Source organism: Streptomyces sp. BB1-1-1 (genome assembly GCF_031597775.1).
Taxonomy (GTDB): Bacteria; Actinomycetota; Actinomycetes; order Streptomycetales; family Streptomycetaceae; genus Streptomyces; species Streptomyces thinghirensis.
This window is the reverse complement of sequence record NZ_CP134203.1, coordinates 1,489,462-1,515,193: the sequence shown is the minus strand read 5'-3', so window position 1 is coordinate 1,515,193 and position 25,732 is coordinate 1,489,462. Positions and strand designations below refer to the sequence as shown.

The following is a 25,732-nucleotide window of genomic DNA, read 5'->3' as shown; positions in this document are numbered from 1 at the left end:
GCTGGCAGACCCGCTGACGGACCAAGGATGTCCCGATCGCTACACGGCCTGTCCAAAAGACTCGATTGATGCGCGCGCGCCGACTCCATAACCTGTGCAGGTAAGCCTTACCTAACTAGCTGGCGCGCGTGCTGTGCCCTGCTTCCCGGCCGCCGAGTCCGCGTGCCGGAGCCTGGGCCCCGGCACCGCCGACCGAAAGTGACACCACGGGTCGATGAGAACTCCACGCCTTCGTGTGCTCGCCCTCGCGGCGGCCCTCCTGTTCGGCCTCACCGCCTGCGGCGGCCAGGACGGTGACCAGGACGACAGCGGCGCCGCCGGCGCCGACGGCTCCGGCTTCCCCGTGACGGTGAGGCACGCGCTCGGGACCACCGTCATCGACTCCGAGCCCAAGCGCGTCGCCACCGTGAACTGGGCCAACGAGGAAGTACCGCTCGCTCTCGGCGTCGTCCCCGTCGGCATGGCCAAGGCCACCTTCGGCGACGACGACGGGGACGGCGTGCTGCCCTGGACCGAGAAGCGGCTCAAGGAACTCGACGCCAAGACGCCGGTCCTGTTCGACGAGACCGACGGCATCGACTTCGAGGCCGTCGCCGACACCAGGCCCGACGTCATCCTCGCCGCGTACTCCGGACTGACCGAGCAGGACTACGAGACCCTCAGCCGGATCGCCCCCGTCGTGGCCTACCCCGAGGCCGCCTGGGCCACCCCGTGGCGCGACATCATCCGCCTGAACAGCAAGGCCATCGGACTCGCCGACGAGGGCGACAAGCTGATCGGCGACCTGGAGGGGCGGATCGACGAGACGGTCGCCAAGTACCCCCAGCTCAAGGGCAAGTCGGCGATGTTCATGACGCACGTGTCCTCCAAGGACGTCAGCCAGGTCGGCTTCTACACGACCCACGACACTCGCACGCAGTTCTTCACCGACCTCGGCATGAAGATCCCCGTGAGCATCTCCGAGCCGTCCGAGTCGACGAAGAAGTTCGTCCTCACCAAGAGCGCCGAGCGCATCGACGACTTCAACGACGTCGACATCATCACCGGCTACGGAGACTCCACGGGCGAACTGCTCAAGGCGCTCAAGGCCGACCCGCTCACCTCGAAGCTGGCCGCGGTCAAGCGGGGTTCCATCTACCTGCTGCCCGACAGCACCCCACTGGCCACCGCCGCCAACCCCACCCCGCTGTCGATCCCGTACGTCCTGAACGACTACCTGGCTGCGCTCGCCAAGGCCGCGGACAAGGTCAAGTGACCGTCACCGACACCCCGGTCGCGCCGGACGCCGTCCTGGTACGGCGTCCGGCGCGCGCCCACGTCTGCCGGCTCCTCGTCCTCGCCGCGGTCCTGATCGCCGTCATGGCGGCCTCCCTCGCCTTCGGCTCCCGCGCCGTCGCCTGGTCCGACGTGTGGGCGGCGCTCGGCGGGGCGGAGTCCACCCTGGAGGAGGCGGCGGTCGCCAAACGAATACCCCGTACCCTCCTCGCCGTCGTCGTGGGCGCCGCCCTCGGACTCTCCGGCGCGGTCATGCAGGGCGTCACCCGCAACCCGCTGGCCGACCCCGGCATCCTCGGCGTGAACATGGGCGCCTCCCTGGCCGTGGTCACCGGCATCGCCCACTTCGGCCTCGCGTCGGCGTCCGGCTACATCTGGACGGCGATGCTCGGGGCGGCGCTGACCGCCGCCTTCGTGTACTCCGTCGGCTCGCTGGGCCGCGGCGGCGCCACCCCGCTGAAGCTGGCCCTCGCCGGCGCCGCCATCTCGGCCGCGCTCGCCTCGCTGGTCAGCGCCGTCGTACTGCCCCGCAACGACATCTCCGACACCTTCCGGCTGTGGCAGATCGGCGGCGTCGGAGGCGCCTCCTACGACCAGCTCGGCAGCGTCCTGCCGTTCCTCGGCGCCGGGTTCGTCATCTGCCTGGCCGCCGCCCGTGCCCTCAACTCGCTTGCACTGGGCGACGACCTGGCCGCCGGTCTCGGTGAGCGGGTCGCCCTCGTCCGGGCCGGCGCGGCGCTCGGCGCGGTCGTGCTGTGCGGCGCGTCCACCGCCGTCGCCGGACCGATCGTCTTCGTCGGTCTCGTCGTACCGCACACCTGCCGGCTCCTGGTGGGCGTCGACCACCGCTGGCTGCTGCCGTTCTCCGCGCTGGGCGGCGCGACCCTCCTGACGGCCGCGGACGTGCTGGGGCGGATCGTGGCCCGGCCGGCCGAGATCGACGTGGGCATCCTGACCGCGATCATCGGCGCCCCCTTCTTCATCCACATCGTCCGCCGGCAGAAGGTCAGGTCCCTGTGAGCGCCCCAGCCGTCCGCGCCCCGTCCACGACGGCGGCCGTCACCCGGGCGCGGGTCCGCGGCGCGTACCGGCGCCGGCTCCTCGCCCTGACGCTCCTGCTGCTGGTCGTCGCCGCGTTCGTCACGACCCTCATGGCCGGCCACACCTTCTACCCGGCCGGCGACGTGCTGCGCGTGGTCATGGGCGAGCAGGTGCCGGGCGCCTCCTTCACCGTGGGCACGCTGCGGCTGCCGCGGGCGGTGCTGGCCCTGACCGCCGGGTTCAGCTTCGGCATGGCCGGCGTCACCTTCCAGACGATGCTCCGCAACCCGCTCGCCAGCCCCGACGTCATCGGCATCAGCGCGGGAGCGAGCGCGGCGGCCGCCATCGCCATCGTGACCTTCTCGCTGGGCGGGACCGAGGTGTCGGTCGTGGCGATCGCCGCCGCCCTCGGCGTGGCGCTGCTCATCTACACCCTCGCGTTCCGCGACGGGGTCGCCGGCACCCGGCTCATCCTGATCGGCATCGGCGTCGCCGCGCTGCTCGACAGCGTCACCTCCTACGTCCTGTCGCAGGCCGGTGAATGGGACCTCCAGGAGGCGATGCGCTGGCTCACCGGCAGCCTCAACGGCACCACCTGGGAAGAGACCGTGCCCGCCGTCGTCGCCGGACTCGTGTGCGGCCCGGTACTGCTGTGCCGCGCCCGCGACCTGAGCGCGCTGAGCCTGGGCGACGACATGGCGTCCGCGCTCGGCGTCCGCGTCGAACGCACCCGCGTCACGGTGATCGTCGCGGCCGTCGGGCTGATCGCGTTCGCGACGGCGGCCGCCGGACCGATCGCGTTCGTCGCGTTCCTCTCCGGGCCGATCGCCGCCCGCCTGGTGGGGCCCGGCGGATCCCTGCTGGTGCCCGCGGGGCTGGTCGGCGCCCTGCTCGTCCTGGTCGCCGACTTCACCGGCCAGTACGCCTTCGACACCCGCTACCCCGTGGGCATCGTCACCGGCGTCCTGGGCGCGCCCTACCTCGTCTACCTGATCGTCCGCACCAACCGGGCCGGAGGCTCACTGTGACCGCGTCCCACACCCTCGCCACCGAGGACCTCACGCTCGGCTACGGCGACCGTGCCGTCATCGAGGGCCTGGACCTGACCCTGGCGGCCGGGCGGATCACGGTGATCGTCGGCGCCAACGCCTGTGGCAAGTCGACGCTGCTGCGCGCCATGTCCCGGCTGCTCGTCCCGCGCACCGGCCGCGTCGTCCTGGACGGCAGGGAGGTCCACCGCACCCCCGCCAAGGAACTGGCCCGCACCCTGGGCCTGTTGCCCCAGTCACCGGTCACCCCCGAGGGCATCACGGTGCTGGACCTGGTCGGCCGGGGCCGCCACCCCCACCAGCGTGCCTTCGCGCGCTGGACGGCGAAGGACGACGCGGCGGTGGCCGCCGCGCTGGAGGCCACACAGACGACCGACCTGATGGACCGGTCGGTCGACGAACTCTCCGGCGGCCAGCGCCAGCGGGTGTGGATCGCGATGGCGCTGGCCCAGCAGACCGACCTGCTGCTGCTCGACGAGCCCACCACGTTCCTCGACATCAGCCACCAGATCGAGGTCCTCGACCTGCTGACCGACCTGAACCGGACCCGCGGCACCACGATCGTCATGGTGCTGCACGACCTCAACCTGGCCGCCCGCTACGCGGACCGGCTCATCGCCCTGGCGTCCGGACGGCTGCACGCCGCCGGGACGACCGAGGACGTGATGACCGAGGACACGGTCCGGGCCCTGTACGGAATGGAGAGCCGCGTCATCGAGGACCCGGTCTCCGGCAAGCCCCTCGTCCTGCCGATCGGCCGCCACCACACGACGGACGCCGCGGAGACCCTCCGGACCACCGCGTCGGACGCCTCCCGCACCGGCACCGAGGCCCGGACCACCGTCTCGGACACCTCCCGCGAGGGCACCCCGAAGTCCGGAGCGAGGCCGTGACCCCGAGACTCGCGGCGCTGCTGCCCGACCTCGCGCCCTGGCGCTCCTCCCGCGACTTCCGCCTGCTGTGGACGCAGGGCCTGGTCACCTACCTCGGCAGCGTGATGGCGCTGATCGCGCTGCCGCTCCAGATCAAGGACCTGACCGGCTCCCCGCTCGCGGTCGGTGTGATGGGCGCCGTCGAACTCGTCCCGCTGGTGGTCTTCGGACTGTACGGCGGTGCGCTCGCGGACGCGGTGGACCGGCGCAAGGTCATCGTGCTGACCGAGGCGGGACTGGGGCTGCTGGCGGCCGTCCTGCTCGTGAACGCGCTGCTGCCGACGCCGTTGCTCTGGCCGCTGTACGTGGTGGCGGCCGGGGTGGCGGCACTCGCCGGACTCCAACGACCCGCGCTCGACTCCCTGCTGGCCCGCATCGTCCCGCACGACCAGCTCGCCGCCGCGGCCGCCCTGAACGCCCTGCGCTGGCAGGCCGGCGCCATCGCCGGCCCCGCGCTGGCCGGCCTCGTCGTCGCCTACGCCGGCAACGTCCCCGCGTACGCCACCACGGTGGTCTGCTTCTGCCTGTCGGTCCTGATGTGCCGTCGGCTCTCGTCCGTGCCGCCCGTCGAGCACGCGACCAAGCCGTCGTTGCGCGGCATCGCCGAAGGGGCCCGGTACGCCTGGTCGAGGCCGGTACTGCTGGGCACCTACGCGATCGACCTGGCGGCGATGTTCTTCGCCTTCCCGAACACCGTCTTCCCCTTCCTCGCCGACGAACTCGACGCCGACTGGTCGCTGGGGCTGATGTACTCGGCGGGCGCCGTCGGGTCGCTGCTGGTCAGCCTGACCAGCGGCTGGGTGTCCAGAACGCGGCGGCACGGCCTGCTGGTGGTGTTCGGCGCCGCCGGCTGGGGCCTGGCCATGGCGGCGGCCGGCTGGACGTCGCACGTCTGGCTGGTGCTGGGGTGCCTGGCGCTGGCCGGAGCGGGGGACATGCTGAGCGGGCTGGGCCGCTCGACCATCTGGAACCAGACCATTCCCGACCGCCTGCGCGGCAGGCTCGCCGGCATCGAGGTCCTGTCCTACAGCATCGGTCCGCAACTCGGCCAGGTCCGCGCCGGAGCGATGGCCGGCTGGACCGGCGCCCGCCCGGCGATCTGGACCGGCGGACTCGCCTGCGTCGCCGCGGTGGGCCTGCTCACCACGGCGCTGCCCAAGCTGCTCAGCTACGACGCCCGAACCGACGAGGACGCCGCACGCCGCCGAGCCGCCGCGGGCGGCCCCGTGGACCCGGGCCCGGTCGTGGGCGACGCGGCGTAAGAGATCCGTCATTCTTTTCGGCCCCTGTGCGCGCCACCGGCCGCGTTGAATGGGGGTGTCGACGGAGGATCATCGAAAGGCGGGGCGGGACAATGGCGCGTGGGCTGAGGAGACCGGGCAGGCGGCTGGTCGTCGCGGTACTGGCGGTGGTCGTCGCCGGGGCGGGCCTGGGGCTGTACTGGTTCCAGCCGTGGAAGCTGTGGCAGGACGAGACCGTGGACGAGGCGCTGCCGGCCGTGCAACCGGCGACGTCCTCCCCTCCGGCCGCCCCCGCCACCGGCCCGGCCCCGTCGCCGAGCGTGGCCGCGGGGCCCCGGACACTGGCGGGCGGCGAGCTGATCAGCCACGAGCACAGCACCTCCGGCACGGTCGGGCTGGTGCGGCTCGCCGACGGCTCCCATGTCGTACGGCTGGAGAACCTGGACACCAGCAACGGCCCGGACCTGCGGGTGTGGCTGACCGACGCGCCGGTGAGGGAAGGCCGGGCCGGCTGGCACCTCTTCGACGACGGTGAGTACGTCAGCCTCGGCAAGCTCAAGGGCAACAAGGGCAGCCAGAACTACGTCGTACCCGACGACGTCGACCTGTCCCGATACACCAGCGTGAGCATCTGGTGCGACCGCTTCGACGTCTCCTTCGGCGCCGCGGAACTCGCCCGCGTCTGATGCCTGCCGCCGGGCGCGGGCGGCGTAAGGGGAGCCGGGCGGCCAGGACGGCGGCGTCGCGCACCAAGGGCGTGGCCATGATCCCGGCCACGCTGGTGCGGCCGGCGATGTAGGCGTCGAGTCGGCGCCATGCCGGAGGCAAACGGACCTCCCGTGCGTGTAGTGGCCGGCGGCGGTGTCCGCCTCCGCCTCGCCGGCGGCGGTGACGAGACGGGCGCAGGCGCGGCCCGCGAGGTCTCCCGAGCACAGCGCGTAGGAAATGCCCTCCCGGGACCAGTGGTCGAGGAGAGCGGCGGCGTCACCGGCGACGAGGACGCCGCCGCGGGCCAGCTCGGCGAAGAAAGCGGTGCGGCAGGTGGCCGGGCCCGGACCAAGGACGTACGGGGGCCGAGTGGTAGCGCGTCGCGGGCTGCCAACGCTCCAACGCATCGGGTTCAGCAGCTTGGACGGGTGCTTAAAAGATCATCCTGTGACGGGCGATAGTCTGCCGGGGGAGCGGATGGGGAGGCTCCGGCCCGAACTCCCCGGACTCTCCCCGGGACCCGTCTCGCGCGCTGACGACCGGTCCTCCCTTTCCGGCACGCGGACACAGCGAGGTGAGAGGCATCTTCACCACCCGGCCCACGCTCCAAGGAACCTTCGGCATGGTGTCGTCCACCCACTGGCTGGCCTCGCAGTCGGCCATGGCGGTGCTGGAGGACGGGGGCAACGCCTACGACGCCGCCGTGGCCGGTGCCTTCGTGCTGCACGTCGTCGAGCCGCACCTCAACGGGCCCGCCGGAGAGGTGCCGATCCTGCTCGCGCCGGCGGGCGGCGAGGTGCGGGTGCTGTGCGGACAGGGAGTGGCACCGGCCGGGGCGACGGTCGCGCACTACCAGGGGCTCGGTCTGGACCTCGTCCCCGGCACCGGGCCACTCGCCGCCGCCGTGCCCGGTGCCTTCGACGCCTGGCTGCTCCTGCTGCGCGACCACGGCACCAAACCGCTGGCCGACGTCCTGAAGTACGCCATCGGCTACGCCGAGCACGGACACGCGCCCGTGGAGCGCTTCACGGAGACCGTCGAGACCGTGCGGGCGCTGTTCGAGACCGAGTGGACGTCCTCGGCCGAGGTCTACCTGCCGGACGGACACCCGCCGCGCCCCGGCGAGCTGTTCCGCAATCCCGCCCTCGCCGCCACCTGGAAGCGGCTGCTCGCCGAGGCCACCGGAGCGGGGGACCGGGTGGCGGAGATCGACGCGGCGCGGGAGGTCTGGCGCACCGGGTTCGTCGCCGAGGCCCTCGTACGGCAGGCCGGGCGGCCCACCCTGGACACCAGCGGCGAGCGCCACACCGGCACCCTCACCGCCGCCGACCTCGCCGGCTGGTCCGCGTCCTACGAGGCTCCCGCGACGTACGACTGGAACGGCTGGACCGTGTGCAAGGCGGGCCCTTGGAGCCAGGGCCCCGTCCTGCTCCAGCAACTCGCGCTGCTCCCGCCCGAGCTGCCCCGCTACGGTTCCGCCGACTACGTCCACCTGCTGGTCGAGGGCTGCAAGCTCGCCATGGCCGACCGGGAGGCCTGGTACGGGGACGCGGACGGCGCGGCCGGGGTGCCGCTCGACGACCTGCTGTCGCCGGAGTACAACGCGGCACGGCGGGCGCTCGTCGGTGACAAGGCCTCCTTCGAGCTGCGGCCCGGCAGCCCGGGCGGACGCGCCCCGCGGCTGAGCGCCCACGCGCGCGGGGCGGCCGTGGAGGGCGAGGGCTTCGACGCCCTGGGGGTCGGCGAGCCGACGGTCGCCAAGAGCCCGACGTCACCGGTGCCGGGTGAACCGGACGTCACCGCCGACGGGGGCACCCGCGGCGACACCTGCCACCTCGACATCGTGGACCGCTGGGGCAACCTGGTCTCGGCCACGCCCAGCGGCGGCTGGCTCCAGTCCAACCCCGTCGTGCCCGAGCTGGGCTTCCCGCTCGGCACCCGGCTCCAGATGACCTGGCTGGAGGAGGGCCTGCCCAACTCGCTCACCCCGGGCCGTCGGCCGCGCACCACGCTCACGCCCTCCATCGCCCTGCGCGACGGGGTGCCCGTCATGGCGTTCGGGACGCCCGGCGGCGACCAGCAGGACCAGTGGCAGCTGCACTTCCTGCTGGCGGTCGCGCTGCGCGCCCCGGTGCGCGGCGGCCTCGACCTCCAGGGCGCGATCGACGCGCCGAACTGGCACAACGACAGCTTCCCCGGGTCGTTCTTCCCGCGCGGCATGCGGGCCGGGAGCGTCACTGTGGAGTCCCGCGTGCCGACGGAGGTGGTCGAGGAGCTGCGGCGCCGCGGGCACGACGTGACGGTCGGCGAGGCCTGGTCGGAGGGGCGGCTGTGCGCCGTCGCGCGGAACCCGGAGACGGGCGTGCTGTCGGCGGCGGCGAACCCGCGCGGGATGCAGGGCTACGCGGTCGGCCGCTGACCTCCGAGCCTCAGCTCGTGGACCCCGCCCTTCAGCTCGTCGACCTCCGCGCTTCAGCTCGTCACCCCCGTGCCTCGTGTCCGCGGACACCGGCACCCCATGTTCGTGCCGATTCCACCCGGAGCACACCACCCGGGTGGGGATTGTCAGTGGGGCGTGCTCTCATGGAGGCATGATCGAGAACAACGAAACCATCGACGAGTTTCTCGCCCGGCACGCCGACGAGGTGGAGGAGGCCGTCCGCAAGGCGGCCGCCCTGGAGATCATGCCGCGCTGGCGCCGGCTCGCGGCACACGAGGTCGACGAGAAGGCCGGCCCGCACGACCTGGTGACGGACGCCGACCGCAAGGCCGAGCTGTACCTCACCGACGTCCTGTCCGCCCTGCTGCCCGGCTCGGCCGTGGTCGGCGAGGAGGCGGTGCACGCCAACCCCGCGTCGTACGAGGCGATACGCGGCGAGGCACCGGTGTGGATCATCGACCCCGTGGACGGGACACGGCAGTTCGTGCACGGCGACCCGGGCTTCTGCACACTGGTCGCGCTCGCCCACCACGGCGTCGTGCACGCCTCCTGGACCTACGCCCCCGCCGACGACCGGCTCGCCACGGCCGTGCGCGGCCGGGGCGCCTTCCTGGACGGCGAGCGGCTGTACGCCGGCCCGCCCGAGCCCGGCCGCGACCTACGGGTCGCCACGTCCCACCCGGACTACACCACCGACGAGCAGAAGCACGCCCTGCTCGGCCTGCGCACCCCGGGCGTGGCACCCCGCGCCTGCGGCTCGGCCGGACTGGAGTACCTCGCCGTCGCCCGGGGCGAGTCCGACGCCACGGCCTTCTCCTGGGAGGCCGCCTGGGACCACGCCGCGGGGCTCCTCCTGGTGGAGGAGGCGGGCGGGACCCACCTGACCCGCACGGGCGAGCCCTTCCGGATCACGGGCGACAACGACCTGCCGTTCACCGCGGCCCGCGACGCGGCCACGGCCCGCCAGGTGGTGGCACTGCTGTCGGGCGAAGCCTGATCTCCAGGTCGGGGCGCTCCGGCCGGACGTCGAAGTGGATCCGGACGACCTCGAACTCGGTCACGGTCCCGACGGGCGGCCGGTCCTCGCCGCGCGGGGGCAGCTGTCCGATGTCCACGAAGGCCCGTCCGGGCCGGTCGATGTCCACCACCAGCCCCGTCAGGCCGGGACCCCACGGCAGGGCGGTGACCGTGCCCGTGACCAGCGACCCCTCGGGCACCGGGCCCGTGCGGCGGCGCGTGAAACGCCGGTGCCGCCTCGCCGTCTCCCAGGCCCGCTCGAACTCGGCCCCGGTGACGTCCTCCGCGCCGGGCGGCACCTCGACCGGGCCGTCCGTCAGCACGCCGTACACGGTCTCGTAGAACCGCAGGCCGTCCGGCCGAACTGATCCAGCGTCGAGCGGAGATCGTCGCGAGAGGCCGCCACCGAGGCGCCGCCGCCGGCGATCCCGCCCGTGCGGCAGTCCGTGCGGTACAGGGGACCCCCGGCGGGCGGGACCGGCAGTGACCGGTCGAAGGCCGCCTGCCGCAGCGCATGCCCGTCCTCGCCGATCTCGTACCAGAGCCAGAGCCCCTCCCGGGGGCCGGGGAAGCGTGTGCGACGCGTCATCCGTCGGACCCTGTCCCGCCGCCCCGTCCGTCCGGCCTGCTGCCGGGCATATCCTGATCCTCAGTGGCCATCGGCTGACGAAGGGGTCCGAAGGTGCCGTCGATGCTCGATGCGGTCGTAGTGGGTGCGGGGCCGAACGGACTGACCGCTGCCGTGGAGCTGGCCCGGCGCGGCTTCTCGGTCGCCGTGTTCGAGGCGCGGGGCACCGTGGGCGGCGGGGCCCGCACGGAGGAGCTGACCCTGCCGGGCTTCCGGCACGACCCGTGCTCCGCCGCACACCCGCTGGGCATCAACTCGCCGGCGTTCCGTGCCCTGCCCCTGGAGCGGTACGGGCTGGAGTGGCTGCACGCCGGGCTGCCCATGGCGCATCCGTTCCCGGACGGCTCGGCCGCCGTCCTGTCCCGGTCGGTCGGTGAGACGGCCGCCTCCTTCGGAGCGCGCGACGCGGGCGCGTACCGCAGGCTGGTCCAGCCCTTTCTCCCCAGGTGGGACACGCTCGCCCGCGACTTCATGTCCCTCCCGCTCACCGCGCTGCCGCGCGACCCGGTCACCCTCGCCCGGTTCGGCCTGACCGGCCTGCCCCCGTCGACGTGGCTGATGCGCCGCTTCCGCGACGACAAGGCCAAGACCCTCTTCGCCGGGCTCGTCGCGCACGTCATGGCCCCGCTCGGCGGCTTCGCCACCGGCGCCATAGGCCTGGTCTTCGCCCTCGCCGCGCACGCCCGCGGCTGGCCCGTGGCCCGCGGCGGCTCACAGGGCATTTCCGACGCCCTCGCCGCCTACCTCAAGGATCTCGGCGGCACCGTCCACACCGACTACGAGGTGAAGCGCCTCGACGACCTGCCGCCCGCGCGCGCCTACGTCTTCGACACCTCGCCCACGGCCCTGGCCCGCATCGCCGGCCTCGGCAACCACTACGCCGACTACCGGTACGGCCCCGGCGTCTTCAAGATCGACTACGCGCTGGACGGCCCCGTCCCGTGGACCGCCAAGGAGCCCCGCACCGCCGGCACCGTGCAGATCGGCGCCGACAGCGCGGAGATCGGCGCGGCACTGCACGCGGCCGCCCGCCAGGGCCGGGCACCCGACGCACCGTTCCTCATCACCGTGCAGCCGAGCGTCGCCGACCCCACCCGGGCACCGGAGGGCAAGCACGTCTTCTGGGCGTACGGACACGTCCCCAACGGCTGGACCGGCGACCTCACCGACGCCATCGAGCGTCAACTGGAGCGCTTCGCCCCCGGCTTCCGCGACCGCGTCCTCGCCCGCGCCACCGCGGGCCCGCCCGAACTCGCCGCCCGCAACGCCAACTACGTCGGCGGCGACATCGCCTCCGGCGCGGTCTCCGGCCTCCAGCTCCTGCTCCGTCCCAAGCTGTCCCTCTTCCCGTACGCCACCCCGCACCCGGCCGTCTTCATCTGCTCGTCGGCAACCCCGCCGGGCCCCGGAGTGCACGGCATGTCGGGGCACAACGCGGCAAAGGCCGTCTGGCGCAGGCTGCGGCAGACGTGACCGGCGTGACCGGGTAGCAGGCGTGACGACGAAACCGCACCGATCGGGGGAACAGCCATGACCACCATCACGCTCGTCCAGGGCGACATCACCCGCGAGAGCGCCGACGCGATCGTCAACGCGGCCAACTCCTCCCTGCTCGGCGGAGGCGGCGTGGACGGCGCCATCCACCGGCGCGGCGGCCCCGAGATCCTCGCGGAGTGCCGCAAGCTCCGCGCGGGGCACCTCGGCAAGGGCCTGGCCACCGGCCGGGCCGTCGCCACCACGGCCGGTGCCCTGGACGCGCGCTGGGTGATCCACACGGTGGGCCCGGTGCACAGTGAGACCGAGGACCGTTCCGAACTCCTCGCCTCCTGCTACCGCGAGTCACTCCGGGTCGCCGACGAGCTGGGCGCCCGCACGGTCGCCTTCCCGGCGATCTCCACCGGTGTCTACCGCTGGCCGATGGACGACGCGGCCCGTATCGCCGTGACGGCCGTACGGGAGGCGGACACCGAAGTCGAGGAGGTCAGGTTCGTGCTCTTCGACGACCGGGCACACGCGGCGTTCGCCGCGCAGCTCGGCTGACCGTCGGGTGCCTACTCCGGCAGGTGTGCCTCCGGCGCGTCCGGGCGGTGGTCGGGCAGAGCGGACCGGTCGGCCGCCTCGCGGTGCATGCGCAGGAACTCCAGATGCCGCTCGTACTGGTCGAGGCTGTCGCCGATGAGCTGCTCCTTGGTGTACCCCATCACGTCGTAGCCCTGGTCGCCCTCGGCGAGCCGGACCTCGAAGCGCACGTAGGTGTCGTGGGTGGTGACCGACCTGGTCGCGAAGCCCGGGGTCGGCTTCTCGACGGGCCAGACCTCGTACACGAACGTGTCGCTCGGACCGATCGGCACGCTGAGACCGACGTGCGCCAGTCCGTTCTCCTCGTTGACCCCTTCCAGGAGTTCCGCCTCCGTTCCCTGTTCCCGCAGCGCCTGGCCGACCTCCTGGAAGGCGGGGCGGCACACGTCCTCGACGAACCTGGCGGCGGCCCGCCTGCCCGGGAACGCCATCGCCCGCGCCAGCCGCTGTCGCCAGTTCCGTGCTCCCGTGGGGCCCTGCTGCGTCGTACGTCCGGACAGCGACGCCGGCAGCGTGATGGCCAGCGCTTCCTCCCGCATGTACTCGGTACGCAGCGCCAGATAGAGCCCCACCATGATCAGGAACATCACGAAGGAGAAGGGCAGGCCCATGATGATGGTGGCGTCGGTGAGTGCCTGCACGCCGCCCACGATGAGCATGGCGAGCGTGAGCAGCCCTGTCGTCAGGGCCCAGAAGATGCGCAGCCACGGGGCCGCGTCGGTCACCGGGGTGGGCAGATGGGAGCTGAGGTTGCCCATGACCAGGGCTCCGGAGTCGGCCGAGGTGACGTAGAGCAGGAGCCCGACGAACGTGGCGAGTCCGGCGCTGAACAGTGCGCCCGGGTACTGCTCCAGCAGGCCGTAGAAGCCTTGCTCGGGGACGTTCATCGCGGTCTGGCCGAACTCGGAGTTGCCGTCGCGGACCACGAACAGCGCACTGTTGCCGAAGACGGCCAGGAAGAGACCGGTGAAGATGAACGGGATGATCAGCGTCGCCGCGACGAACTGGCGCAGGGTGCGGCCGCGGGAGATCCGGGCCAGGAACAGCCCGACGAACGGCGCCCAGGCGATCCACCAGGCCCAGAAGAACAGCGTCCACGCGTCCAGCCACTCGGTGGGCTGGTCGTAGGCGAAGGTGTTCAGAGTCATCGAGGGGAAGCGGCTGACGTAGTCGCCGACGTTCTGGACGAGGGAGTTGAGCAGCCGGAACGGTTCGCCCACGACCAGGATGAAGAGCATCAGCAGCACGGCGAGCAGGACGTTGAGCTGGGACAGCCGGCGGATGCCCTTGTCCACACCGGCCACCGCGGACACCGTGGCCATCACCACCGCCACGGCGATCAGGCCGATCTGGGCGGGGAGCCCTTCCGGTACGTCGAAGAGCACCCTCAGTCCGTAGTTCAGCTGCACGACACCGATGCCGAGCGACACGGAGATGCCGAACACGGTGCCGATGATGGCCGCCAGGTCGACGGCGTCACCGATCCGCCCGTGGATCCGGCGCCCGATGATCGGGTAGAGCGCGGAACGGATCGCGAGCGGCAGCCGGTACCGGAAGGCGAAGAAGCCGAGTGCCATGCCCATCAGCGCGTACATGGCCCAGCCGGTGATGCCGTAGTGGAAGAGTGTCCACACCACGGCCTGCCGGGCCGCCTCCACCGTCTCCGGGTCGCCCTCCGGCGGCGCGAGGTAGTGGCTGACGGGACCGGAGACGGAGAAGAACATCAGATCGATACCGATGCCCGCCGCGAACAGCATCGCCGCCCACGCGAAGAGCCCGTAGTCGGGCTTGTAGTGCTTGGGACCCAGCTTGATCGTGCCGTACTTGGACACGCCGATGAAGACGACGAACCCCAGGTAGACGGTCGCGGCGAGGAAGTAGTACCAGCCGAACCAGGACGAGATCCTGTCGACCGCCACCCCGATGGCGGATTCGGCACCGGAGGGCGTGACGATCGCCCAGATCGAGATCGCCAGGATCAGCGCGGCCGATCCGAAGAAGACCGCGCGTTTGAGCGTGCCCGTACCCGTCGGTCCGGTGTCCGCCGACGCCCCTTCCGGCTCGGTTCCGGCGCTTTCGTCTCCTGCGGTCGACACGGCCGTTTCCTCCTGGTCGGTGCCCACATGTGCTGGGGCTCAGGCGATAAGGCAGTGTGCTGCTGATCACACGCTCCGTCCAGTACCGGCCGGTCGTGTCGGCCCCGAGCGCCAGTGGTGAGCCGGTGGGCGGGCGCGCCTCGATCACCTGGCTTGACCTTCTATTGCGACTGATGTGCAATAACCACGCATCAATAACAAGCGTGGGGGAGACATGACAACCCGTCGGATCCGTCCGATACGAAGCGCCGCCGCCGCGGCGGCGTTCGCCGCCGGCGTCACCGCCGGCGTCACCGCCTGCTCCGCACCCGGGGACGGAACGGGCGGCGACGACGCCAAGGCCGCCGAGTCCGTCGTGATCGGTGTGGCCTCCGAGCCGGACACGCTGAGCCCGCTGCTCGGCTACGGCAAGGACGGGAACTCCAAGATCTTCGACGGGCTGCTCGCCCGCGACACCGACCTGAAGCTGAAGCCCGCGCTCGCGACCGCGCTGCCGAAGGTCGCCGACGGCGGCAAGACGTACACGTACACCCTGCGCGACGGCGTGAAGTTCAGCGACGGCGAACCGCTGACGGCCCAGGACGTGGTCTACACGTACCGCACCGTCCTCGACGCGAAGACCAACAACACCGCCCGCAGTGAACTGGACGCCGTCAAGAACGTCCGCGCGAGCGGCGACGACACCGTCGTCTTCACCCTCAAGTACCCGTACGCGGCCTTCGCGGCCCGCACGGTGCTGCCCATCGTCCCCGAGCACATCGCGGGCGAGCAGGACCCCAACACCGGCGCCTTCAACACCGAGCCCGTCGGCACCGGCCCGTACGTGCTCGCCGGCTGGAGCAAGGGCGAGAAGCTCACCTTCAAGGCCAACCCGCACTACTGGGGCGGCGAGCCCGCGGTGAAGTCGTTCACCATGGCGATCATCGCCGACGACAACGTCCGCGCCACCCGGCTGCGCTCCGGCGACCTCGACGGCGCCGTCCTGCCGCCCAACCTCGCCACGACCTTCAAGAAGGACGACGGCAGGCGCACGTACCAGGCCAGGTCCTACGACTTCCGGGCCGTCACCCTGCCCACCACGGGCAAGGTCACCGGTGACCGCGCCATCCGGCAGGCGCTGGACGCCGCCGTGGACCGCCAGGCCATGGTCGACAAGATCCTCGACGGCGCGGGCCGGCCGGCGTACGGGCCGCTGCCCGCCGACGACCCCTGGTACGCGCGCGGCATCGAGCGCCCGCACGACCTCGACAAGGCCGAGCGCATCCTGGACGAGGCGGGCTGGACGGCGGGCTCCGGCGGCGTCCGTGCCAAGGACGGACAGCGCGCCTCGTTCACCCTGTACTACCCCTCCGGCGACAAGGTCCGCCAGGACCACGCGCTCGCCTACGCCTCCGACGCCAAGAAGGCCGGCATCGAGGTGAAGGTGGAGGGCGCCACCTGGGAGGTCATCGAGCCGCGGATGAAGCACGACGCGGTCCTGGCGGGCTTCGGCAGCGTCGGCGACCCGGACTTCGGCCTCTACACCCTGCTGCACTCCTCCCTCGCGGGCGACGGCTTCAACAACATGGCCGGCTACGACAACAAGGCGGTCGACGAGGCACTCGACGCCGGCCGCCGCAGCCAGGACCCGAAGAAGCGCGAGGCCGCCTACGACGAGATCCAGCGGGCCCTGGTCGAGGACCCCGGCTACACCTTCCTCACCCACATCGACCACCTCTACGTCCTCGCCGACCGCTGGGACGGGCTGACCACGCAGCTGGAGCCGCACGAGCACGGCTTCGCCAGCGGGCCCTGGTGGAACATCGAGGACTGGCAGCCGAAGAAATGACCCGATCTCCCGGGCGGCTGCCCTGGGGAGCGATGGCACGCCTGGCGGGACGGCGGGCGCTGTTCGCCGTCCCCGTCGTCCTCGTCGTCACCTTCGGCGTGTTCGCCATCGCCGCCGCCTCCCCGTTCGACCCCGTCAAGGCCTACGCCGGCACCGCCGCGCTCGGCGCCGACCAGGAGACCCTGGACCGGCTGCGGGACAACCTCGGCGTGGACCAGTCCTTCGTCGTCCGCTGGTGGAACTGGCTGACCTCGGCGCTCACCGGCGACCTCGGCCACTCCGGGGTGATGCGCCAGCCGGTGGCGCAGGTCATCGGGGAACGCCTCGTGTGGTCCGCGCTGCTGTGCGCCGTCGCCTTCGCCGTGGCCGTCCTGGTCGGCACGCTCCTCGGTGTGCTGGCCGCCCGCCGCCCCGGATCGATGCTCGACCGGGCCGTCACCTCGCTCGCCTACACCCTGGAGGCGGCGCCGGTCTTCTGGATCGCGCTGCTCGCCGTGTGGCTGTTCGCCCTCCAGTGGGACGTCCTGCCGGCCGGCGGCCTGACGGACACCGCCAGCGAACAGGTCACCCTCGGACAGGTCGCGAGCCACATCGTGCTGCCCGCCGGCGTGCTCGCCGTCTCCCAGCTGCCCTGGTTCACCCTCTACGTGCGTCAGGGCGTCGGCGACGCCCTCGCCGAGGACCCGGTGCGCGGCGCGCGGGCCCGGGGAATCGGGGAGGGCACCGTCCTGTTCGGGCACGCCCTGCGCTCGGGGCTGCTGCCGGTGCTCACGCTGATCGGCTCCCGCGTTCCCGAACTCATCACCGGCGCCCTGCTGGTGGAGAGCGTCTTCAGCTGGCCGGGCATCGCCGCGGCCACCGTCGAGGCGGCCACCGCCGTCGACTTCCCGCTGCTGGCCGCCCTGACCACCCTCGCCACCGCCGCCGTACTCGCCGGCAACCTGCTCGCCGATCTGCTCTACGGACTGTTCGACCCGAGGGTGAAACTCAGTGAAATGTGAGTCCCATGGCTGAGATCACAGCCGAGAAGGCGGAACGGCCCACCGTGTGGCGGTCCCACGGCACGGACCGCCGCTCCACCCGCACCCTGCGCCTGCGCACCTCCGCGGCACTGCTGACCGTGACCGTCCTCGCCGTGCTGCTCGTGCCGCCGCTGGTCCAGCTCGACCAGCAGGCCGTCGACCTGGCCGCAAAGCTGCGACCGCCCAGCTGGGAGCACCCGTTCGGCACCGACGACGTCGGCCGCGACCTGCTGCTGCGCTGCGTGTACGGCCTGCGCGTCTCCCTGCTCGTCGGGGTGGCGGCGGCGCTGACGGCCACCGTGGTCGGCACCGCCGTGGGCGCCACCGCCGGAGCGCTGGGCGGCTGGGTCGACCGGGCCGTCATGCGGGTCGTCGACACCATCGCCTCCGTCCCCCACCTGCTGCTGGGCATCTTCATCGTCGCGATGTTCCGGCCGGGCGTCTGGCCGGTGGTGATCTCCGTCGCGCTCACCCACTGGCTGTCCACCGCGCGCATCGTCCGCGCCGAGGTGCTGTCGCTGCGCTCGCGCCCCTACATCGACGCGGCCGTCTCCGGCGGTGCGTCCCGGTGGCGGGTGGCCGTACGGCATCTGCTGCCGGGCGTGCTGCCCCAGGCGGCGCTGGCCGCCGTACTGATGGTGCCGCACGCCATGTGGCACGAGTCGGCGCTGTCCTTCCTCGGGCTCGGGCTGCCCACCCACACCGCGAGTCTCGGCAACCTGATCCAGGAGGCGCGGGGATCGCTGCTCGCCGGGCAGTGGTGGCCGACCCTCTTCCCCGGCCTGTTCCTCATCGTCCCCACCCTCGCCGTCGCCGGTCTCGCGGGTGCCTGGCGGGAGCGGATCAACCCCCGCCGCCGATCGGAGCTGATGCTGTGACCGAGCGAGCCCCCGTGCTGTCGGTACGCGGTCTGTCGGTGCGCTTCCTGATGCCGGGCGGGCGCCGCGTCGCCGCCGTCACCGACGCCCACTTCGACGTGGCGGCCGGCGAGTGCCTGGCCCTGATCGGCGAGAGCGGCTGCGGCAAGTCCGTCCTCGCCTCCGCCCTGCTCGGACTGCTGCCCGGCAACGCGCGGACCGCGGGCAGCGCGCTCCTCGGCGAGCTGGACCTGCTCGCCGCCGACGAGCGGACCTTCGCCCGCACCGTGCGCGGCAGGCTGATCGGCCTCGTCCCGCAGAGTCCGGCCGCTCACCTCACCCCGGTCCGCACCGTCCGCTCCCAGTTGGAGGAGACGGTCGCGGCACACACCGCGGTCCGCGGCCGTGCGGCCCTGCGCGAGGCCGCGGCAGCCGCCGCCGAGCGCGCCGCGTTCCCGGTGGACCACCTCGACCACCACCCGCACGAGCTCTCCGGCGGTCTCGCCCAGCGCGCCGCCACCGCCCTCGCCCTGGTCGGTGACGCCCCACTGCTGCTCGCCGACGAACCGACCACCGGACTCGACCGGGACCTGGTGGACCGCACCGTCGACGAACTGAGGCGACATGTCGACAACAAGGCTGGTGACGAGAGCCGGGCCCTGCTGATGATCACCCACGACCTGGCCGCCGCCGAGCGCATCGCCGACCGGATCGCCGTGATGTACGCCGGCCGCATCGTCGAACTCGCCGACGCCCGTGAGTTCTTCGGCACCCCCGGCCCCCGCCACCCCTACAGCCGGGGCCTGCTCGACGCCCTGCCCGACCGCGCCTTCACCCCCATCCCCGGCCTGCCGCCCGAACTCGGCGCCCTCCCCGGCGGCTGCGCCTTCGCCGCCCGCTGCGAGCGGGCGACCGACGCCTGCGCCACGCTGCCGCCGCTGACCGGCACGGTCGCCTGCCACCACCCGCACGCAGCGCTCACGGAGGCCGCCGACCGTGCTTGAACTGAGCGACATCACCGCCGGATACGCCGGGAACGCGCCCGTCATCCGGGGCATATCCCTGTCGATCACGCCGGGCGAGGCGGTCGGGCTGCTCGGCCCGAGCGGCTGCGGCAAGTCCACCCTCGCGCGCGTCGCGGCCCTGCTGCACCACCCCGACGCAGGCACCTTGGTGGTCGACGGCACGCCCGTACGGCGCTGGCGCCACCGCGCCCCGCGCGAGCAGCGCACCGCCTTCGGTGTCGTCTTCCAGCAGGCCCGGCTCTCCGCCGACCCCCGGCTGGCGCTCACCGACCTGATCGCCGAACCGCTGCGCGCCACCGGCCGGCGCGAGGGCATCGCCGACCGGGTCGCCGAACTGGCCACCACCGTCGGGCTGACCACCGACCTGCTGAGCAGGCGCCCGCACGAGGTCAGTGACGGCCAGTTGCATCGCGCCTGCCTGGCCCGCGCCCTCGTGCTGCGCCCGCGCTGGCTGGTGTGCGACGAGATGACGGCGATGCTCGACGCCTCGACCACCGCCGCCCTGGTCCGCGTGGTGGAGGAGTACCGGGCCGCCACCGGCGCGGGCTTGCTGGCCGTCGGCCACGACCGCGTCCTGCTCGACCGCTGGTGCGACCGCACCGTCGAATGGGCCACTCTGACCCGCTCCTGACCGCGCATCCGACCGCGCCCTGACCCCGGCCCCGCCGGGCCCCTTCGTCGACATGTATCGGTCAAGCGCGGTCCACGAGCGCAGCAGTCGGGGTTCACCCCGTGCCGTTTGCCTGGTTGTCGTCCGACCATCCGTCCTCTGGAGGTTCGATGACCCCGCCGCGCACCAGCTCCCCGAACTCCCTGAAGAGAAGGGGGTTCCTCGGCATCGCGGGCGCCGCCGGCGCCGGTGCGGTGCTGCTCGGCACCGGTGCCGCACCCGTCGCGTCCGCCGCACCGGGCCGCGTCCCGGGCGATCCCTTCCAGCTCGGTGTCGCGTCCGGCGACCCGCTCCCCGACGGCGTCGTGCTCTGGACCCGCCTGGCGCCGAAGCCGCTCGACGACGACGGCGGCATGCCCCGGCGTCCCGTCGCCGTGCGGTGGGAGGTCGCCCTCGACCAGCGGTTCCGGAAGGTCGTCAAGCGCGGCGTGGAGCACGCCGTGCCCGCCGAGGCGCACACCGTCCACGCCGACGTACGCGGCTTGCGGCCCCACCACGAGTACTACTACCGCTTCCGCGCCGGCGACGCGATCTCCCCGGTCGGCCGCACCCGCACCGCCCCGGCCCCCGGCACCGCCCCCACCGTCGACTTCGCGTTCGCCTCCTGCGCCAACTGGGAGCAGGGCCACTTCACGGCGTACCGGCACATGGCGGCCGACCGGCCGGACGTCGTCTTCCACCTCGGCGACTACCTCTACGAGTACGCCGCCGGTGTCAACGGCAAGGTGCGCACGCACCACGGCGACGAGATGAACACCCTCGCCGAGTACCGCGCCCGGCACGCCCAGTACAAGACCGACCCCGACCTGCGGCTGCTGCACGCCACGGCGCCGTTCGTCGTCACCTGGGACGACCACGAGACCGACAACAACTACGCCGACCTGAGCCCCGAGAACAGCGACGCCGGCCAGGGCAACGACACCACCGCCCGCTTCGCCGCCCGCCGCCGGGCCGCCTACCAGGCGTACTGGGAGCACATGCCGCTGCGCCGCTTGCGCAAGCCGGTGGACACGGCACTGCCGCTGTACCGGCGCCTCGAGTTCGGCGCCACCGCGACCTTCAGCGTCCTGGACACCCGCCAGTACCGCACCAACCAGCCCTACGGCGACAAGTGGCAGGTCTCCGGCCCGGAGCAGTGGGACCCGAAGGCCACCATCCTCGGCGACGAGCAGCACGCCTGGCTGGAACGCAGCCTCTCCCGCTCACGCTCCACCTGGAACGTGCTCCCGCAGCAGATCTATTTCGCCAACTGGGACGCCGTAGCCGGCCCGGACGACGGCGGCTACAACGACGGCTGGGACGGCTACCGCGTCTCCCGCGACCGGGTGCTCGGCTACGTCGAACAGCGCCGCGTCGACAACTTCGTGGTGCTCACCGGCGACGTCCACAACAACTGGACCAACGACCTGCGCCGCGACTTCGAACGCCCCGAGACGCGGCTGCTGGGCAGCGAGTTCGTCACCACGTCGATCACCTCGGGCGGCGACGGTTCGGCCACCCACGACCCCGGCCAGGTGTACTGGGACGAGAACCCGCACACCAAGTACTACAGCAGCCGCCGAGGCTACGTCCGCTGCTCGGCGTCCAGGGACCGGTACACCGCCGACTACCGCGTGGTCGACTACGTCACCCGGCCCGGCGCCCCGGTCCGCACCGACAAGTCGTTCGTCATCGAGGCGGGCGTGCCGGGAGTCCAGGACGCCTGAGACCTCCATCAGGAACCAACAAAGTCCGACGGGGTAATTGATTCGGTTGTGTTCGGGTTCTAGGGTGTGCCTGACTCAGTAGTCGCTGCGTCACCGGCAGTTGCGATCCACCCCCACCTCAACTGCTCTCACAGCACCGTGCGTTGAGCCGCCCCCGAAGCCCACGGAAGGCCACGGTCATGCCGCACTCGCCCGTGTCACCCGCCGGATCCCCGGCCCGCCCGTCCCGCCCGGTCGTCAGCCGCCGCCGTCTCCTGGAGGGGAGCGCCGCGGTCCTCGGCGCCCTCGCCCTGTCCGCGTCGCCCGTCGCGGCGCACGCGGCAGGCCGGCGGGCGGCGGCCGACGAGCCCCCGGAGTGGAACGACTTCGGTGTCTTCCGGCTCGGCACCGAGCCACCGCACACCACGCTCATGCCGTACGCCGACGTGAGTGCGGCCCTCGCCGGCGACCGCACCCGCTCGCCCTACCGGCAGAGCCTCGACGGCACCTGGAAGTTCGCCTACGCCGACCGCCCCGAGGACCGGGACGCCGACTTCCACCGCACCGACACCGACGACGGCGACTGGGAGACCATCCCGGTACCGTCCGTGTGGCAGCTGCACGGCCACGACTACCCGATCTACCTGAACATCACCTACCCCTACTGGGGCCCCAACGGCCGCGGCGAGGACCCGCAGCCACCCACCGCGCCGACCCGCTACAACCCGGTCGGCCAGTACCGGCGCACCTTCACCGTCCCGCGCGACTGGACGGGCCGCCGCACCTTCCTGCACTTCGAGGGCGTCAAGTCCGCGCACTACGTGTGGATCAACGGCCAACTGGTCGGCTACGACGAGGACTCCTTCACCCCGTCCGAGTACGACATCACCGACCACCTGAAGCCCGGCACCAACCAGATCGCCGTGGAGGTGTACCGCTACTCCGACGGGGACTGGCTGGAGGACCAGGACATGATCCGGCTGAGCGGCATCTTCCGCTCGGTCTACCTGTACTCCACGCCGGCCGTGCACCTGCGCGACTTCAAGCTGGACACCCCGCTGAACGACACGTACACGGACGCCGAGCTGGCCGTCACCGCGAGCGTGCGGGCGTACGGCGACGGCGGTGACGCGGGCAAGTACACCGTCGAGACCCAGCTGTACGACGCGCGCGGCCACGCGGTCTGGTCCCGCCCGCTGAACCAGTCCGCCGACCTCGGCACGGTCGGCGCCGGCCAGGACGTCACCGTACGGGCCACGAAGGCCGTACCGAGGCCCAGGCTGTGGTCGGCCGAGCACCCGGACCTCTACACGGCCGTACTGCGCCTGCGGGACCCGGCGGGCAAGGTGGTCGAGACCCTGTCCCACCGGGTCGGCTTCCGGGAGTTCGCGCTCAAGGACGGGCTGATGCGCATCAACGGCAAGCCCGTCTCCTTCCGGGGCACCAACCGCCACGAGATGCACCCGGACCGCGGCACGGCCCTCACCCGCGACGACCTGGTCGAGGACATCGAGATCATCAAGCGGATGAACATGAACAGCGTCCGCACCTCGCACTACCCGAACAACCCGCTGTGGTACGAACTCGCCGACGAGTACGGCCTCTACCTCGTCGACGAGACCAACCTGGAGACCCACGGCATCCGCGAGGAGTACCCCGGCGACCACCCCGACTGGACCGAGGCCTGCGTGGTCCGCGCCCAGAACATGGTGCACCGCGACAAGAACCACGCCTCGGTCGTCATCTGGTCGCTCGGCAACGAGGCGGGCGGCGGCAGCACCTTCACCGCCATGCACGACTGGATCCGCTCCTACGACCCCACCCGCGTCATCCAGTACGAGGGCGACGACCGGCCGGGCATCAGCGACATCCGCTCGGAGATGTACGACACCCCGCAGCGCGTCGAGCAGCGGGCGAAGGACACTTCGGACACCCGGCCGTACGTGATGATCGAGTACGCCCACGCGATGGGGAACTCCAACGGCAACTTCAAGAAGTACTGGGACGTCGTGCGCGCCCACGACGTGCTCCAGGGCGGCTGGATCTGGGACTTCGTCGACCAGTCGCTGACCTGGCCGGTGCCGCGTCGCACGCTGCTGACCGAGGAGGGGCCCGCCGGGCTGCGCGGTGAGATCCTCGCCGCCTCCGGCACCTTCGAGCGCGGCAAGGGATTGTCCGGCGGCACGGTCTTCGCCCGCGACGAGGGCCTGGACCTCACCGGCTCGCTGACCCTGGAGGCCTGGGTCACCCCGGACGTGACCGGCTACCACCAGCCGATCCTCGCCAAGGGCGACACCCAGTACGCGCTGAAGCAGAACAACCGCACGCTGGAGTTCTTCATCCACTCCGGCGGTCAGTGGATCACCGCCACCTGGACGGTGCCGGAGGACTGGACCGGCCGCGAGCACCACATCGCGGGCGTCTTCGACGCGGAGGCCGGCACCCTCACCCTGTACGTCGACGGCGAGCGCCGGGCAACCCGCACCACCGACCGGCGGCCCACCAACAACACGGCCTCCCTGGCCCTGGCCACCGACGCCGACAACCAGACCCGCGAGTTCAGCGGCACGATCCGCCGCGCCCGCGTCTACGCCCGCGCCCTCGGCGCCGCCGAACTGGCCGGGGGCGACCGCGGCCCCGGCGACGACGGCGTGCGCTTCTGGTTCGACGCGGAGTCCGTCGGGGTCGACAGGGAGCGGCCGAAGGAGAAGACCTTCTTGGCGTACGGCGGCGACTGGGGCGACAACCCCAACGACGGCTGCTTCGTCGCCGACGGCATCGTCCTCGCCGACCGCGGCCACACCGGCAAGGCCGCCGAGGTCAAGCGGGTCTACCAGGCGGTCGGCGTCGAGCAGCGGTCCGGTGGCGCGGGCGCGGTCACGCTCGTCAACGAGTACCTGTTCACCAACCTCCGCGAGTTCGACGCCCGCTGGGAACTGGTCGCCGACGGCGAAACGGTGCGGCGCGGACGGCTCGACCGCCGCCAGCTGGACGTGGAGCCGCTGTCCAGGAAGGACATCACCGTGCCCGTACGGCTGCCGAGCGATCCGGCACCGGGCACGGAGTACTTCCTCCAGCTGTCCTTCACCACCAAGGAGGCCACCCCCTGGGCGAAGGCGGGCTTCGAGGTCGCCCGGGCGCAGCTCGCCCTCGACACGGACGTCCGCGCGGTGACCCCCATGCCCTTGGACCGGGTGCCGTCCCTGCGCCACCGGGACGGTGCCGACGAGGTCACGGTCGACGGCCGGGGCTTCTCGGTCACCGTCGACAAGCGCGCCGGCACCATCACCTCGTACGAGGCGAAGGGCAGGCGGCTGCTCACCTCCGGGCCGGTGCCCAACTTCTGGCGCGCGCCCACCGACAACGACCACGGCAACGGCCAGCACACCCGCAACCAGACCTGGCGCGACGCGGGCGCCCGGCGGAAGGTCACGGACGTCGCCGTGCGGGACCTGGGCGACCGGGCCGTCGAGATCAAGGTCAGCGGCACCCTGCCCACCACCGTGGAGTCGGCGTACACCACCACGTACACCGTGTTCGGCAACGGCGAGATCAAGGTCGACAACACCCTGCACCCGGGGGCCGCGAACCTGCCGTACATCCCCGAGGTCGGCACGATGCTGTTCCTGCCGCGCGGCCTGGACCGCCTGCACTACTACGGCCGCGGCCCGGAGGAGAACCACTGGGACCGCAACACCGGCACCGACGTCGGCCTGTACTCCGGGACCGTCGCCGAGCAGTGGACGCCGTACATCCGCCCGCAGGAGAACGGCAACAAGACCGACGTCCGGTGGATCGCCCTCACCGACGGCGACGGGGTGGGCCTGCTCGCCTCGGGGGAGCCCCTGCTGGAGGCCAACGCCTCCCACTTCACGCCGGAGGACCTGTCGGCCGGGGTGCGGCACGACTACCAGCTCACGCCGCGGGACGCCGTCGTCCTCCGGCTGAGCCACCGCCAGATGGGCGTCGGCGGCGACAACAGCTGGGGCGCGCACACGCACGACGAGTTCAAGCTCTTCGCCGACCGGGACTACTCCTACAGCTACCGGCTGCGCCCGCTGACGGACGTGAAGGAGGCGATGGCGGCCGCGCGCAGGCCCACGGCGACCGGGTGACCGAGGGATGAACGGGGAGTCCGG

At 72.3% G+C, this 25,732-nt stretch carries 20 protein-coding genes; 17 read left to right on the top strand and 3 right to left on the bottom strand.

The window, feature by feature from the left end; genetic code table 11:
* The first annotated feature begins 214 nt into the window (after positions 1-214).
* The 8 genes from RI578_RS07050 (at position 215) to RI578_RS07010 (ending at position 9,683) form a co-directional block, all read left to right on the top strand.
* Complete coding sequence (locus RI578_RS07050; protein ID WP_310870276.1) at positions 215-1,255, top strand: iron-siderophore ABC transporter substrate-binding protein; 1,041 nt, start codon at positions 215-217, stop codon at positions 1,253-1,255.
* Positions 1,252-2,295: an iron ABC transporter permease gene (locus tag RI578_RS07045; RefSeq protein WP_310870275.1), complete on the top strand. Its 1,044-nt coding sequence runs from the start codon at positions 1,252-1,254 to the stop codon at positions 2,293-2,295. Before RI578_RS07050 ends, RI578_RS07045 begins: the two co-directional genes overlap by 4 nt.
* Positions 2,292-3,344: an iron ABC transporter permease gene (locus RI578_RS07040; protein WP_310870274.1), complete on the top strand. Its 1,053-nt coding sequence runs from the start codon at positions 2,292-2,294 to the stop codon at positions 3,342-3,344. Before RI578_RS07045 ends, RI578_RS07040 begins: the two co-directional genes overlap by 4 nt.
* Positions 3,341-4,258, top strand: coding sequence for an ABC transporter ATP-binding protein (locus RI578_RS07035; protein WP_310870273.1), 918 nt, complete (start codon positions 3,341-3,343; stop codon positions 4,256-4,258). The genes RI578_RS07040 and RI578_RS07035 overlap by 4 nt, the downstream gene beginning before the upstream one ends.
* Positions 4,255-5,559, top strand: a complete 1,305-nt coding sequence (locus tag RI578_RS07030) for an MFS transporter (protein ID WP_310870272.1) — start codon at positions 4,255-4,257, stop codon at positions 5,557-5,559. The genes RI578_RS07035 and RI578_RS07030 overlap by 4 nt, the downstream gene beginning before the upstream one ends.
* Positions 5,560-5,651: 92 nt before the next feature.
* Complete coding sequence (locus tag RI578_RS07025) at positions 5,652-6,224, top strand: DM13 domain-containing protein (protein WP_310870271.1); 573 nt, start codon at positions 5,652-5,654, stop codon at positions 6,222-6,224.
* 605 nt (positions 6,225-6,829) lie between these two features.
* A complete protein-coding gene (locus RI578_RS07015; RefSeq protein WP_399063045.1) occupies positions 6,830-8,665 on the top strand; it encodes a gamma-glutamyltransferase family protein in 1,836 nt (611 codons plus the stop codon).
* Between the two features lie 172 nt (positions 8,666-8,837).
* A complete protein-coding gene (locus tag RI578_RS07010; RefSeq protein ID WP_310870269.1) occupies positions 8,838-9,683 on the top strand; it encodes an inositol monophosphatase family protein in 846 nt (281 codons plus the stop codon).
* Here the strand turns inward: RI578_RS07010 and RI578_RS07005 are convergent.
* Both RI578_RS07005 and RI578_RS07000 read right to left on the bottom strand, forming a co-directional pair.
* On the bottom strand, positions 9,619-10,026 hold the full coding sequence (locus tag RI578_RS07005; RefSeq protein WP_310870268.1) for a hypothetical protein: 408 nt from the start codon (positions 10,024-10,026) through the stop codon (positions 9,619-9,621). The genes RI578_RS07010 and RI578_RS07005 overlap by 65 nt on opposite strands.
* Positions 10,020-10,292: a hypothetical protein gene (locus tag RI578_RS07000; RefSeq protein WP_310870267.1), complete on the bottom strand. Its 273-nt coding sequence runs from the start codon at positions 10,290-10,292 to the stop codon at positions 10,020-10,022. The genes RI578_RS07005 and RI578_RS07000 overlap by 7 nt, the downstream gene beginning before the upstream one ends.
* A 102-nt stretch (positions 10,293-10,394) precedes the next feature.
* Between RI578_RS07000 and RI578_RS06995 the strand changes: the two genes are divergently transcribed.
* Both RI578_RS06995 and RI578_RS06990 read left to right on the top strand, forming a co-directional pair.
* Positions 10,395-11,804: an NAD(P)/FAD-dependent oxidoreductase gene (locus RI578_RS06995; RefSeq protein ID WP_310870266.1), complete on the top strand. Its 1,410-nt coding sequence runs from the start codon at positions 10,395-10,397 to the stop codon at positions 11,802-11,804.
* Between the two features lie 57 nt (positions 11,805-11,861).
* A complete protein-coding gene (locus RI578_RS06990; RefSeq protein WP_310870265.1) occupies positions 11,862-12,371 on the top strand; it encodes an O-acetyl-ADP-ribose deacetylase in 510 nt (169 codons plus the stop codon).
* A gap of 11 nt (positions 12,372-12,382) precedes the next feature.
* On the opposite strand, the gene betT is transcribed toward RI578_RS06990, so the two are convergent.
* On the bottom strand, positions 12,383-14,506 hold the full coding sequence (betT, locus tag RI578_RS06985) for a choline BCCT transporter BetT (RefSeq protein WP_310870264.1): 2,124 nt from the start codon (positions 14,504-14,506) through the stop codon (positions 12,383-12,385).
* Positions 14,507-14,720: 214 nt separating this feature from the next.
* Between betT and RI578_RS06980 the strand changes: the two genes are divergently transcribed.
* From RI578_RS06980 to RI578_RS06950, 7 genes are all read left to right on the top strand, one after another.
* Positions 14,721-16,334: an ABC transporter substrate-binding protein gene (locus RI578_RS06980; RefSeq protein WP_310870263.1), complete on the top strand. Its 1,614-nt coding sequence runs from the start codon at positions 14,721-14,723 to the stop codon at positions 16,332-16,334.
* 32 nt (positions 16,335-16,366) lie between these two features.
* Positions 16,367-17,335 (top strand): ABC transporter permease, encoded by a 969-nt coding sequence (locus RI578_RS06975; protein ID WP_310875691.1) that lies wholly within the window; start codon positions 16,367-16,369, stop codon positions 17,333-17,335.
* A gap of 5 nt (positions 17,336-17,340) precedes the next feature.
* The gene (locus RI578_RS06970; protein WP_310870262.1) at positions 17,341-18,234 is read left to right on the top strand and encodes an ABC transporter permease; all 894 of its coding nucleotides are present in this window, start codon (positions 17,341-17,343) and stop codon (positions 18,232-18,234) included.
* Complete coding sequence (locus tag RI578_RS06965) at positions 18,231-19,217, top strand: ABC transporter ATP-binding protein (protein WP_310870261.1); 987 nt, start codon at positions 18,231-18,233, stop codon at positions 19,215-19,217. Before RI578_RS06970 ends, RI578_RS06965 begins: the two co-directional genes overlap by 4 nt.
* Positions 19,210-19,869 (top strand): ATP-binding cassette domain-containing protein, encoded by a 660-nt coding sequence (locus RI578_RS06960; RefSeq protein WP_310870260.1) that lies wholly within the window; start codon positions 19,210-19,212, stop codon positions 19,867-19,869. The genes RI578_RS06965 and RI578_RS06960 overlap by 8 nt, the downstream gene beginning before the upstream one ends.
* Positions 19,870-20,018: 149 nt before the next feature.
* A complete protein-coding gene (locus RI578_RS06955) occupies positions 20,019-21,614 on the top strand; it encodes an alkaline phosphatase D family protein (RefSeq protein ID WP_310870259.1) in 1,596 nt (531 codons plus the stop codon).
* A 179-nt stretch (positions 21,615-21,793) separates the two neighbouring features.
* Positions 21,794-25,708 (top strand): glycoside hydrolase family 2 TIM barrel-domain containing protein, encoded by a 3,915-nt coding sequence (locus tag RI578_RS06950; RefSeq protein WP_310870258.1) that lies wholly within the window; start codon positions 21,794-21,796, stop codon positions 25,706-25,708.
* Positions 25,709-25,732 lie beyond the last annotated feature (24 nt).